Source organism: Vibrio sp. 10N.247.310.24 (assembly GCF_041467175.1).
Classification (GTDB): Bacteria; Pseudomonadota; Gammaproteobacteria; order Enterobacterales; family Vibrionaceae; genus Vibrio; species Vibrio tasmaniensis_A.
Genome location: NZ_JBFSUD010000007.1, coordinates 55,006 through 67,755, shown reverse-complemented (window position 1 = coordinate 67,755; position 12,750 = coordinate 55,006). Strand labels below are relative to the sequence as shown.

Below are 12,750 nucleotides of genomic sequence, written 5' to 3'. Positions count from 1 at the left end.
AAGTTCGTCCTTTTACTCTGGTGATACAGTTAAGTTAATGTCTTTCAGTGATTTTATAATGTCTGGGTCCTTAGGTAACGGGTAAGATTGCACTTGTGCTACCGCACGCTTCGTTGCCGCACATAAGCGACTGTCACCATCTAAGATACTCAATCTACCTAATATCGCATTAGATCCCGTTGGAATAAGCTTTAGGTTCACTCGACATGAACGACCTCTGTAGCTGTCTTCTAACAACAAGTTTTGTTGAATGAGTTGGGTATAGATAGCACCATAACGCTGCGCTTCATCACTAATAAATTGTTGTCTAGCTGAAGAGTTTTGAGTCGCTTCAGTTTCAAGCCCAGCAAAAATATCATTCAATGCCGCTTCTTGCTGTTTACGCTCTTTCTCCGCTCTTGCTGCAGCTTCTTTCGCTTTACGAGCTTTTTCTGCTGCGGCTGCCGCTTCTTTCTCTTTCGCTATACGTTGTTTCTCAGCACGCTCAGCGGCTTCTTTTTCTTTACGGGCTTTTTCAGCGGCCTCTTTCGCGGCTTTTTCTTTCGCCACGCGTTCTTGTTCAGCTTTAGCAATGGCCGCTTCTTTTGCCTTGCGTTCTTTCTCTGCTTTCACAACCGCGGCTTCTTTCAACTTACGATCAGCTTCTGCTTTAGCGGCTTTCTTTTTCTCTTGTTTTAAGCGAGCCTCTTCAACTTTACGTTGCTTTTCATTTTCAACTCGACGCTTTTCCGCGTCGCGAGCCGCTTTGGCTTCTTTAGCTTGCTTTTCTTTCAGCTTTCGAATGTTCTCTTCTTCAGCTTTACGATTTTTTTCAAGTCGTTCGCTTTCACGTCTTAGTTTATCTAAACGCTCTTGCTCTTTTTTGCTCGCCGCTTCTCTTTGTTGACGAATCTGTTGAGCTTGTTGGCGAACCAACTGAGGATCAATCACCACTGCTTGAACCATCTGCCCAGTAGGCTTTGGTTCCGACATCGTGAAATCCGCCCCCCAAATAAGCGCAACGAATAAGATGACGTGCAGCCCAAGAGAGATAAGAAGCGGTGATCTAAAATTATTGGATTTCTTATTATTCGCTTTCATGAATGCTACGGAGCTATTCCCTTATATCCGTTAATAGGCCAACCTTTGGCACACCTGCACGGCTTAATTCATCAAGTAATAAAACCACTTCAGCGTAAGGCGTTGCGGCATCACCACCAACAGCCACTGGAGAGTTTGGCTTAAGAGACAGCTCAGCTTTCACTCGGACGATAATGTCTTCCATCGATAAACCACGCTGTACTTCTTCGTTGTTCACACTCAAACCAAGCTCACCGTCTTTGTTCACTTCAACGATAATAAAGCTCGCATTGTCGTCACCCAATAGATCTTGTGCAGACTGAGCCGTTGAAGCCTTAGGCAATTCAACATCTACGCCTTGAGTAACGAATGGCGAAGTCACCATAAAAATGATCAGCAAAACAAGCATAACGTCGATGTAAGGTACAACGTTAATCTCTGCTGTCATTTTGCGTTTTTTAGGTTGGTATCCGGCCATCTATTATTCCCTGCCAGCCATCGCTTGACGGTGAAGAATACTGTGAAACTCTTCAGAGAAAGTCGCGTAGTTGTGCTCTAGCTTGCCTACTCGGCTGCTGAAGCGGTTGTACGCCATTACTGCTGGAATCGCAGCGAATAGACCCATTGCTGTTGCGATCAGTGCTTCTGCAATACCAGGGGCAACCATTGCGAGCGTCGCCTGCTTCACTTCACCTAACGCGATGAATGAGTGCATGATGCCCCAAACCGTACCAAATAGGCCGATGTATGGGCTGATAGAGCCAACAGTCGCCAAGAAAGGTAAGTTAGTTTCTAGTTCATCGACTTCACGAGCAACGGCAACGCGCATCGCACGGCCAGTGCCTTCCATAATGAAGTCAGGTGATGTTGCATTCGATTTACGAAGGCGAGCGAACTCAGTAAAGCCGGCGTAGAAAATCTCTTCAGTACCAGAGAGTTCGTCTTTGCGCTTATTACTCTCCTGATACAATTTAGCGAGATCAACACCAGACCAGAACTTATCTTCAAACACGTCAGTTTGTTTAGTAGCTTGAGATAATACTTTGCTTCGTTTGATGATCATCGCCCAAGAAACAACAGACATGCCCATGAGAATTAGCATGACCATCTTAACTAGTAAGCTAGCTTCTAAAATTAGGCCTAAGATTGAGATTTCAGCAGTCACTATTCGTTAGCTCCGTGAGAATAAATGTTGGCATTGCTTTGGGTTTCATTTTTTGATTGTCGATACATGCTACCTTAACCATTGCTTTACACAATGCTTTGCCATCAGGATTTACGATCTCTTGACAGAAGACTAAGGTAGCTCGCTTCAACTCGTAAATATTTGTAATGACTTGTAAAGAATCATCAAGGCGCGCACCTTGAATAAAATCGATGTCCATATGTCGGACTACAAAACCGATATTTTGTTCTAACAAGACTTGCTGAGAGACGCCAATTGAGCGCAACATCTCAGTTCGAGCGCGTTCGAAAAACTTAAGATAGTTTGAATGGTATACAACACCACCTGCATCGGTGTCTTCGTAATACACTGTCACTGGCCACGTAAATGGCTTAGATAATCCCTGCAATTTGATACCACAATTCAAAACGATAAAGATCTCACTATAACCTAACTCCTTATCATTAATAGTATATCGCTGTGAATTTTTTGATTTAAGAGACGAAAAAAAAGGCCATCTGTATAAGATGACCTCTTTTTGGCTAAAAACCCAACAAGTATAAAGGTTCACGTCGTTATGAACCTAAATCCTTTGCCTTTTATAAAAGGCGCAGCACCGTTAGGTAGAGCAAAATTGTGAGTGAAACGTATGGGCTGAACAGTAGTTGCCACATCCAAGCTCTCGGCTTAAATCCGATACCGTAAACCATGCTTGAACATGCTGCCCAAATGAACATTGGCCCGATGATCGCGTTAAAGCCACCGATACTTGTCGCATACGCTTCAGGTTCCCACATCACTAAACCTACATGCATGAACCCCAATACTAGAGATAAAGCTCTTAACAGAGTCTTATCCATTGGTTGATGCAGTTTAGCGATTTGCTCTGCGAGATTACTCACTGTCTTTATCCATCATTTCTGAATGCTCTAACCATAGAGCATTGATGATGCCGAATGCACATGCTAGAAGTACACCCAAAATCCATGCGAAATACCACATAAAATTTCTCCTAAGTTATTTAACTTCTAGCTTAGTAAGCTGAAACGTCGTTATCTTCGATGTGTTTCTTATCTAGACGACCGAACATTTTGTAGTATGTCCACGTTGTGTAGCCAAGAATCACAGGAACCATTACCGCCGCAACTCCAGTCATAAGACCAAGCGTTAGCTCACTTGCTGTTGAATCCCACATAGTCAAACTATGGTTAGGGTTCAGGCTTGATGGCATTACGAATGGGAACATTGCAAAACCAGCCGTTAGAATAACACCAGCGTTAGATAGGCTTGAGAACAAGAATGCGAAACCACCACGCTCAAAGCGAGATGCAATCACAGCAAGTAGTGGCATTACTACACCAAGAATCGGCGCAGCCCACATTGCTGGATACGTTTCGAAGTTTGTCATCCAAGCACCAACTTGAAGTGATACTTCTTTATTTAGTGGGTTTGAATCAGCAAACGTGTCTATCGTGCTTGTAATTACATAGCCTTCGATAGATTGAACCCAGAAACCACCGATAACGAACAGAGCAATAGCAATTAGGCCAGTGATCTGAGCAACGTTACGTGCGCGGCTGTGCAGTTCTTCTGTTGTCTTCATTTGAAGCCATGTTGCACCTTGCATCACGAACAACATCAGAGCCAACACGCCACATAGTAATGCAAACGGGTTTAGCAGAGCGAAGAACGTACCATGATACTTAGACATCATCAGGTAGTTCAGTTCGAATGGAACACCTTGCAGTAAGTTACCAAATGCTACACCAAAGATGATTGGCGGAACTGTGCCACTAAAGCAAAGTGCGTAGTCCCATGCCTTACGCCATTTTGGCTCTTCAATCTTTGAACGGTAATCAAGAGCAAGTGGACGTAGCCAAAGTGCTGCTAGCGTCACGTACATTGCAAAGTAGAAACCAGAAAACGACGTTGCGTAAACCAATGGCCATGCAGCGAACAATGCACCACCCGCCGTAATTAGCCATACTTGGTTGCCATCCCAGTGAGGGGCAATCGTGTTTAGCATAATACGACGTTCAGTGTCGCTCTTACCGATAACCGGTGAAAGAGCAGCAACACCCATGTCAAAGCCGTCAGTTACGGCGAAACCAACCAGTAGAACACCGATCAATACCCACCAAATAAGTCGTAAGCTTTCGTAATCAAACATAATATTCCCTCACTTATACTTCGACTGAACGGCTAACTTTGTCTTCAACAGAGTTATCGTTTTGTTCAAAGTGGTAACGGCCTGTCTTTAAGCTACTTGGACCTTTACGTGCGAATTTCAGCATTAGGTAAACTTCAGCAATCAAGAACACTGTGTACAGTGCAAGAATTGCAAATAGAGAAGTCCAAAGCTGTTCAATAGTCAGTGCTGATGCAGCAACGTTAACCGGCAGGATTTCACCTACCGCCCATGGTTGACGACCAAATTCAGCAACAAACCAACCTGCTTCAATCGCAATCCAAGGTAGTGGGATTGAGAATAGCGCCGCTTTAAGTACCCATGGTTTCTGTTCGATCTTCTGACGACACGTTTGAACAAACGCCGCACCGAATACAAACAGCATGATGAAGCCACAAGCAACCATCAGACGGAACGACCAGAATAGAGGCCAAACTGTTGGGATAGAATCATCCGCAGCCATTTGGATTTGGTCTTCTGTTGCATCAACAACGTCGTCTGTATAGCGCTTAAGAAGCAGTCCGTAACCTAGATCACCTTTTACTTCATCAAATGCTGCTTTGTTCTCTTCTGAACGATCACCACCACGTAGCTTTTCAAGCAACTCATACGCATACATACCGGTACGAATACGATCAACGTGATCGTCGCGCAAGTCACGTAGTCCTGTTACTTCTGTATCAAAAGAACGTGTTGCAATAATACCCATAACGTAAGGGATCTTAATTGCGTAGTCTGTGTGCATGGTTTCTTGGTTTGGAACACCAAATACAGTGAACGCGGCCGGTGCTTCTTCAGTGTGCCATTCAGCTTCAATAGCTGCTAGCTTCACTTTTTGAACTTCACCAAGCTCGTAACCAGATTCATCACCTAGCACGATTACTGACAAGATTGCCGCCATACCGAAAGATGCTGCAATCGCAAAAGAGCGACGAGCAAAGGCAAGGTCACGACCTTTAAGAATGTAGTATGAGCTGATACCAAGGATGAACATTGCACCCGTTGTGTAACCAGACGCTACTGTGTGTACGAATTTAACCTGTGCTACTGGGTTTAGTACAACTTCAGCGAAGCTCACCATTTCCATACGCATAGTTTCAAAGTTAAATTCTGCACCCACTGGGTTTTGCATCCAGCCGTTAGCTACCAAGATCCAAAGCGCAGAGAAGTTAGAACCAAGTGCTACTAACCACGTTACCGCTAAGTGTTGACGCTTTGACAATCTGTCCCAACCGAAGAAGAAAAGACCAACAAAAGTAGACTCTAGGAAGAATGCAACAAGCGCTTCGATAGCCAGCGGAGCACCAAAGATGTCGCCAACATAGTGAGAATAGTATGACCAGTTAGTACCGAACTGGAACTCCATGGTTAAGCCTGTCGCTACACCAAGAGCAAAGTTAATACCAAACAATTTACCCCAGAACTTAGTCATGTCCTTGTAAATTTGCTTGCCAGTCATTACATAAACTGACTCCATAATGGCAAGTAGAAATGCCATACCTAAAGTCAGTGGAACAAATAGGAAGTGATACATCGCTGTAAATGCAAATTGCAATCGCGACAGATCAACAACATCAATCATGGTAACTCCTTTGTGTCGGCTGAATGACACTTGTGTGATTATTCACCGCAAAAATCCGTGTTAAAACAATTCGTGAGATTGTTATTACAAATTGAAATTTGTAGTAAAAACGTACCGTTATAGTTAGATTATTGTTAAGCATGAGCTAATATAGCTGGCGCTAATATTACTGGTAAAATCAGTATGTTTCAAAAGGTTTATAGGAGAACCTTGCGTTGATTTGTATCAATTTTATTCAAGCAAATTAGAGTTATTTTTGAACAGTTATGATTAAAATCACACCAATTATGTCTCTATTAATAGCAGCATATGATATCTGTGACAAAAGCTCAGCACCGCATCAACATATGAATTACAACTACCCATAAAGTATTAACAAAAAACATGACAGCTTATTTCATTTTTTGTTACTCAATTCAAACGTGAAATCAAAGTTTTCATTTTTAATGGAGCTATTCAGCTTTTTTATCGACTCGCTCAAAGAGTTGTTATTCAATAGAAAGCAAAAAATCCCAGCGCTTATGCAACTGGGATCTTTAAAAATGAATAAATTAACGATTAGATGGTTTATCGATGCCGAAGTGTAAATACGCTCTGTCGGTCGCGATTCGACCTCTTGGCGTTCTTTGTAGATAACCTTGCTGAATCAAGTAAGGTTCTAACACATCTTCTATGGTATCTCTCTCTTCACCAATCGCCGCAGCCATGTTGTCGATACCAACAGGGCCACCACCAAACTTCTCCATAATCGCCAGCAAAAGCTTCCTATCCATGTAGTCGAAACCTTTAGCATCGACATCCAACATGTTTAGCGCTTTATCAGCAACCTCTGGGCAAATATGTCCATCGCCTTTCACTTCCGCATAGTCACGAACACGGCGCAGCAAACGGTTAGCAATACGTGGCGTACCACGAGCTCGACGAGCAACTTCTAACGCCCCTTGCGATTCCATAGAAAGACCAAGACAATCAGCACTTCGTTGAACGATGTTTTGTAAATCTTCAACTTTATAGTACTCAAGACGCTGAGTAATACCGAAACGGTCACGCAACGGCGATGTCAGTGAACCAGCACGAGTGGTTGCGCCAATCAAAGTGAAAGGAGGGAGGTCGATCTTGATAGAACGTGCCGCTGGGCCTTCACCAATCATGATATCTAATTGGTAATCTTCCATTGCCGGGTACAACACCTCTTCAACCACAGGACTAAGGCGGTGGATCTCATCAATGAATAGAACATCATTTTCTTCAAGGTTGGTCAGCAATGCGGCCAAGTCACCTGCTTTTTCTAATACAGGTCCTGAAGTAGTACGAATGTTCACATCCATTTCATTAGCAACAATGTTTGCCAATGTAGTTTTGCCCAAGCCTGGAGGACCAAATATCAACAGATGATCGAGCGCCTCATTACGCATTTGTGCTGCTTTGATGAAAATTTCCATCTGACCACGGACGTGATCCTGACCTTGATAGTCAGCCAGTGCTTTAGGGCGTATTGCACGATCAATGACATCTTCATCTTTGAATACTGGGTTGTCCGGTGCAATAAGGCGATCGGCTTCAATCATAAATTCTGCTATTCCTAACTATGCTCTTGTTGACTCTGCGCTTCTTGATTCAGTGTAAAGGCAAAGTGAATGAGTCTATTTTGTCGAACAAGTATATCGGGTATTAAACCATCGATTTCAGAGCTTCGCGAATCAACTGTTCGCTGGTCATGCCATCTTTAGCTACTTGAGAAACCACCTTAGAAGCTTGAGTCGGCTTGTAGCCTAATGCAAGTAGCGCACTTACCGCTTCTTCTTCCGCGTCGTGCACCGTTGGCATAGAGTCAATAGGAGCTGCATCCGTTGCTGGAGTAAACAGGTCACCTGCGCCCCACCCTTTCAGGCGGTCTTTCATTTCAACGACCAGACGTTCTGCGGTTTTCTTACCAACACCTGGCAGTTTAACCAGCGTTGAGATATCTTCTCGTTCAACACTTTGAACGAATTGGCTAGCGGTCATGCCTGAAAGAATCCCAAGACCAAGTTTAGGACCGACACCATTCGCTTTAATCACTTCACGGAACAAGGCACGCTCTTTAACCGTGTTAAAACCATAAAGTAGCTGAGCATCTTCACGTACCACAAAATGAGTGTAGATAATTGCTTCTTCGCCTACGTTTGGTAACTCATAAAAACAACTCATTGGCATTTGAACTTCATAACCAACACCACTGACTTCAATCAATAATTCTGGTGGCTGTTTTTCTATTAATGTACCGCGGAGACGTCCGATCACAATTCACTCTCTTGATGGAATTTAATTTGGAGGACAGAATATAAAAGAACTGGATACTTATCCAGTTCTTTGTGTTTTTTGAAGTGAATTATTTAGACTTGCTTGGCTTGCGAGACCACGCTGTTCAAGCTCGCGACCAGTTCTTTAACCGAAGTCACATGACCTGTTAGCTCAGAACCATAATTAGCGACTAAGCCTGACACCGATTTAGTTTCCGCCACACTTTGGGCAACTTCTGAACTGGCGAGATCGAGCTCTTTTAACGAATTCATCTGCATCGCCATAATATTGGTAAGCTGATTAACATCTGTTGATATGGTTTGCACCTCAGAGATAATACCGTTCATCTCGCTTGCCGTGGTTTCGATAATCGCTCTTCCGTGTTCAACTTCTTCTTTACTGCGGTCTAACAAAGTTCGAATCTCTATCGCGGAATGACTGCTTTTCGCCGATAATTCTCGCACTTGATCAGCGACGACAGCAAAGCCTCGTCCCTCTTCACCTGCACGCGCAGCTTCGATTGCCGCGTTGAGTGCTAACAGGTTGGTTTGCTCAGCAACCGAAGTGATCAAATCAGCGACTTTCATGATTTCTTGATTACTTTGAATGATCTGGCTGATTGCACTGGTTGAGGCTTCTAGTGACTCTGAACTCTTTTGCGCTTTTGTGCCAACCGCTTCGCTACGCTCTTTCAGTTCACCTACAAATGAATTGGATTCTTCGATGCCTTGAGTCATTTGATGGAGTTGTTGGCTCATCTGTTCTGCAGCGCTCGCTTGAGATTCACAATTGACATTCAACACTTCGACTTGAGCATGCAAGTCTTGTGACTGCTGTTCTAAATGAACCGAAACACCTTGTAGACTCTCTGAATTCGAATTGGCTTGGTCGAGCACGATAGAGAGTCGACCTTCACTTTGAGTCGCTTGATTGGCAATCTGTTGGCTTTCTGAAATCGCATCCTCTGCCATTTCGATCGCCACCTCTTTCTGTTTCGCAGTAAATGCTTGGGCAATGCAGATCACCACCAACGGCATAATCACACCAGACCAAGTTTCTACCACTACCGCATCAGGAGTTAACTCAAGCTGGGGAAATGCAAATCCATTGAGATGTGCTGAGGTCATCACTAATGAAACACCGATAACCAGTCCACTCCACACCAAAGCCACAATTCGTGTTCCTGATAAGAAAAAAGCGACCACTAACAACGGCACCCAATAAGCTTGAGTGGAAGCCACAACCCCACCACTTTGATAAATGATGTTCAACGCGTGTACCGCCATGCCGACAAAACCAAAGTTAAGTGCAAAGCTCGGCTTACTCGTCACACGAAGTAGCAGTGCAGAGATCAGTTCGAATGCGATAAGAAATACAGATGTGGCGATCAGAAGTTGCTCTGCGTGCTTAGTCCACTTGATTAAGCTATAGACGCCCACGAAGAATGCGATAAAAGTGAAGAGTAATAAGATATCGGCTTGTCTGACTTCGTTGTTACTCCAGCCATTGTTTTTAGGTAGAAACAGCGCGCGCCACAGCTTGATTGGGTTCATCAGTGATCATCCTTGATTAACTTGTAAGACCTCTGACCAATGTTAATAACATGTTAAATAATACACAATGTTATTATCTGGGTTATGTTCGAAAGATCTCATTTTATCAAGGATTTAGAGGCGTATTGTTTTGATATGAGCCAAACATGGCGTGAGGCTCATCAATAGAATAAGTTTAAAAGGCAGAATTAGGAACTAACAATAGAATGAGATTTAACGGTAACGCCCTTTTCTTGCTCCCGTTGCTTTTCCTGCAAGTGCGACCAAGGTTTTATTGGTGTTAGCGTGAGTGATCGCTACGCCTAGAGCATCGGCTGCGTCGGCTTGTGGCTTAGCGGGTAGTTTGAGCATGCTCATCACCATATTCTGAACCATAGACTTATCAGCGCCACCATTACCAGTCACCGCTTGTTTGATCAAACGAGCCGCATATTCATGAACAGGTAAATCTGCATTCACCGCTGCCACAATCGCGCTACCTCGAGCTTGTCCAAGCTTAAGTGCAGAGTCAGCGTTCTTCGACATAAAAACCTGCTCGATCGCAAACACATCCGGTTGGAACTGAGTGATGATTTCGCTCACACCGGCATAAATCTGTTTTAGTCGACCTGGCAGTTCTTTTTCGGAAGTACGAATACAACCACTACCTAAGTAATATAGATGGCGACCATTTTGACGAATCACGCCATAGCCGGTAATGCGAGAGCCAGGGTCAATCCCTAAGATAATAGACATAACTTCAATACTGATTATTTATACATGCTTTTCAGCTTAGTATATCGAACGCAAAAAAAAATGCCCGTCAAATTAACGGGCATTTTCTAATTTACTCACAAATCTTGGCTAATTAATTAAGAGCTCTCTATCAACTAGGATCTCTTCATCAACGAGAAAGATAACAGGCTTACGCTTGCTCTTTCTTCTCTGCCAATTTAACAGCGATTGCTAGCTCTTCCAGTGATGCTGGGTTTGCTAGGCTTGGCGCATCTGTTAGTAGACATGCTGCTGCTGTTGTTTTCGGGAATGCGATAACATCACGGATATTCTCTGTACCACAAAGTAGCATTGCTAGACGGTCAAGACCGAATGCTAGACCTGCGTGTGGTGGCGTACCGTACTTAAGTGCTTCAAGTAGGAAGCCGAACTTCTCTTGTTGCTCTTTAGCTTCAATACCTAGGATACCGAATACAGCCGTTTGCATTTCTGCGCTATGAATACGTACCGAACCACCGCCTACTTCGTAGCCGTTGATTACCATGTCGTATGCATCAGAGTTTGCTGCTGCTGGGTTCGCTTTTAGCTCTTCCGCGTTCACACCTAGTGGCGATGTGAATGGGTGGTGCATTGCGTGTAGGTTACCTTCGCCGTCTTCTTCGAACATTGGGAAGTCAACAACCCACAGTGGAGCCCATGCAGATGTGTCTGTTAGCTCTAGATCAGTACCTAGTTTAAGACGAAGTGCGCCCATTGCTTCAGCAACGATGCCCGCTTTGTCTGCGCCAAACAGAATGATATCGCCAGATTCAGCTTGAGTGCGATCTAGAATACCGTTGATTACGTCTTCGCTTAGGAATTTAGCAACTGGAGATTGAATACCTTCCATGCCTGCAGCACGGTCGTTAACCTTCATCCAAGCTAGGCCTTTCGCGCCGTAGATGTTTACGTGTTCAGCGTAACCGTCAATTTGCTTACGAGTTAGCTTAGCACCACCTGGAACACGGATAACCGCTACGCGACCTTTTTCGTCGTTAGCTGGGCCAGAGAATACTTTGAACTCAACGTCTTTAACCAAGTCAGCAACGTCCACTAGCTCTAGTGGGTTACGTAGATCTGGCTTATCAGAACCGAAACGACGAATCGCTTCAGAGAAAGGCATTACTGGGAATTGACCTAGTTCAACATCTAGAAGTTCTTTCCACATATCGTGAACAAGCTTCTCAGTCACGTTACGCACTTCTTGAGAAGTCATGAAAGATGTTTCGATATCGATTTGAGTAAATTCAGGCTGACGGTCAGCACGTAAATCTTCATCACGGAAACATTTAACGATTTGGTAGTAACGGTCAAAACCAGACATCATCAGCAGTTGCTTGAACAGCTGAGGAGATTGAGGAAGTGCGTAGAAGCTACCTTTGTGAACACGGCTTGGTACCAGGTAATCACGAGCACCTTCTGGTGTCGCTTTCGTTAGTACTGGCGTTTCGATGTCTAGGAATAGGTTCTCGTCTAGGAAACGACGAACGAAGCTAGAAGCACGCGCACGAAGCTTGATACGGTCGCTCATTTCTGGACGACGAAGATCGATGTAACGATACTTAAGACGCTGCTCTTCAGAGTTCGTTTGGTTGAAGTCTAGTGGAAGCGCTTCTGAACGGTTGATGATCTCAAGGCCAGTTGCGTAAAGCTCAACTTCACCCGTCGCCATATCTTTATTTACTTGGCTGTCCGGACGAACGCGTACTTCACCAGTAAACTTGATACAGAATTCATTACGCAGTTGGTTAGCGATCGGGAAGATATCTTTCATATCTGGATCGACAACAACCTGAACGACGCCTTCACGATCTCGCATATCGATAAAGATAAGACCGCCTAAATCACGGCGACGGTTTACCCAGCCGCACAATTCTACAGTTTGTCCCGCCAGGGACTTGTTCAGGTTACCACAGTAATGGGTACGCATAATGAATTTCCCAATCTCTTAATTATTTACTAATTTCCAAGCTGTCAGTGGTCATTCCACACAACAGAGCAAAGGAACATTTATACGCGGAAACTCGCTTAAAATCGACCTTCCACATTCGAATTTATTGTGTTTTATCTGGCTTTGCTGCTTTTTAGCCCATCAAGTGCGCAAAGATTCATCAAAACCGAAAAAATTGCGCTAATTATATCTCGAAAGTACCTTAATCAGCAAAAC

The 12,750-nt window shown here is 44.0% G+C and carries 13 protein-coding genes; all 13 read right to left on the bottom strand.

Features of this window, described 5'->3' with window-relative positions:
• Positions 1-12: 12 nt before the first annotated feature.
• On the bottom strand, positions 13-1,080 hold the full coding sequence (gene tolA / locus AB6E08_RS03805) for a cell envelope integrity protein TolA (protein ID WP_102250073.1): 1,068 nt from the start codon (positions 1,078-1,080) through the stop codon (positions 13-15).
• A gap of 13 nt (positions 1,081-1,093) precedes the next feature.
• Positions 1,094-1,537, bottom strand: a complete 444-nt coding sequence (gene tolR / locus AB6E08_RS03800) for a protein TolR (RefSeq protein WP_004736481.1) — start codon at positions 1,535-1,537, stop codon at positions 1,094-1,096.
• 3 nt (positions 1,538-1,540) lie between these two features.
• A complete protein-coding gene (tolQ, locus tag AB6E08_RS03795; protein WP_372065278.1) occupies positions 1,541-2,224 on the bottom strand; it encodes a protein TolQ in 684 nt (227 codons plus the stop codon).
• The gene (ybgC, locus tag AB6E08_RS03790; protein ID WP_017104273.1) at positions 2,214-2,651 is read right to left on the bottom strand and encodes a tol-pal system-associated acyl-CoA thioesterase; all 438 of its coding nucleotides are present in this window, start codon (positions 2,649-2,651) and stop codon (positions 2,214-2,216) included. Before ybgC ends, tolQ begins: the two co-directional genes overlap by 11 nt.
• Before the next feature lie 172 nt (positions 2,652-2,823).
• A complete protein-coding gene (ybgE, locus tag AB6E08_RS03785; RefSeq protein WP_009846375.1) occupies positions 2,824-3,126 on the bottom strand; it encodes a cyd operon protein YbgE in 303 nt (100 codons plus the stop codon).
• Entirely contained in the window at positions 3,119-3,226 is a 108-nt protein-coding gene (cydX, locus tag AB6E08_RS03780; protein ID WP_000270284.1) for a cytochrome bd-I oxidase subunit CydX, read from the bottom strand. Before cydX ends, ybgE begins: the two co-directional genes overlap by 8 nt.
• Before the next feature lie 31 nt (positions 3,227-3,257).
• A complete protein-coding gene (gene cydB, locus AB6E08_RS03775; RefSeq protein ID WP_009846374.1) occupies positions 3,258-4,394 on the bottom strand; it encodes a cytochrome d ubiquinol oxidase subunit II in 1,137 nt (378 codons plus the stop codon).
• Positions 4,395-4,407: 13 nt separating this feature from the next.
• Entirely contained in the window at positions 4,408-5,994 is a 1,587-nt protein-coding gene (gene cydA, locus AB6E08_RS03770) for a cytochrome ubiquinol oxidase subunit I (protein WP_009846373.1), read from the bottom strand.
• Between the two features lie 551 nt (positions 5,995-6,545).
• Positions 6,546-7,562, bottom strand: a complete 1,017-nt coding sequence (ruvB, locus tag AB6E08_RS03765) for a Holliday junction branch migration DNA helicase RuvB (protein ID WP_009846372.1) — start codon at positions 7,560-7,562, stop codon at positions 6,546-6,548.
• A 103-nt stretch (positions 7,563-7,665) separates the two neighbouring features.
• Positions 7,666-8,277 (bottom strand): Holliday junction branch migration protein RuvA, encoded by a 612-nt coding sequence (gene ruvA / locus AB6E08_RS03760; protein ID WP_017062079.1) that lies wholly within the window; start codon positions 8,275-8,277, stop codon positions 7,666-7,668.
• A gap of 92 nt (positions 8,278-8,369) precedes the next feature.
• Positions 8,370-9,830 (bottom strand): methyl-accepting chemotaxis protein, encoded by a 1,461-nt coding sequence (locus AB6E08_RS03755; protein ID WP_372065283.1) that lies wholly within the window; start codon positions 9,828-9,830, stop codon positions 8,370-8,372.
• A gap of 213 nt (positions 9,831-10,043) precedes the next feature.
• Positions 10,044-10,565, bottom strand: coding sequence for a crossover junction endodeoxyribonuclease RuvC (gene ruvC, locus AB6E08_RS03750; RefSeq protein ID WP_009846369.1), 522 nt, complete (start codon positions 10,563-10,565; stop codon positions 10,044-10,046).
• Positions 10,566-10,734: 169 nt separating this feature from the next.
• Positions 10,735-12,513, bottom strand: a complete 1,779-nt coding sequence (gene aspS, locus AB6E08_RS03745) for an aspartate--tRNA ligase (RefSeq protein ID WP_122046860.1) — start codon at positions 12,511-12,513, stop codon at positions 10,735-10,737.
• Between the last annotated feature and the right edge of the window lie 237 nt (positions 12,514-12,750).

Bases quoted from the DNA above. Each gene is read 5' to 3' on its own strand.
- AB6E08_RS03755 (WP_372065283.1), bottom strand. From the start codon at position 9,830: ATGAACCCAATCAAGCTGTGGCGCGCGCTGTTTCTACCTAAAAACAAT.
- cydA (WP_009846373.1), bottom strand. From the start codon at position 5,994: ATGATTGATGTTGTTGATCTGTCGCGATTGCAATTTGCATTTACAGCG.
- ruvC (WP_009846369.1), bottom strand. From the start codon at position 10,565: ATGTCTATTATCTTAGGGATTGACCCTGGCTCTCGCATTACCGGCTAT.
- ruvB (WP_009846372.1), bottom strand. From the start codon at position 7,562: ATGATTGAAGCCGATCGCCTTATTGCACCGGACAACCCAGTATTCAAA.
- tolA (WP_102250073.1), bottom strand. From the start codon at position 1,080: ATGAAAGCGAATAATAAGAAATCCAATAATTTTAGATCACCGCTTCTT.
- cydB (WP_009846374.1), bottom strand. From the start codon at position 4,394: ATGTTTGATTACGAAAGCTTACGACTTATTTGGTGGGTATTGATCGGT.
- tolR (WP_004736481.1), bottom strand. From the start codon at position 1,537: ATGGCCGGATACCAACCTAAAAAACGCAAAATGACAGCAGAGATTAAC.
- cydX (WP_000270284.1), bottom strand. From the start codon at position 3,226: ATGTGGTATTTCGCATGGATTTTGGGTGTACTTCTAGCATGTGCATTC.
- aspS (WP_122046860.1), bottom strand. From the start codon at position 12,513: ATGCGTACCCATTACTGTGGTAACCTGAACAAGTCCCTGGCGGGACAA.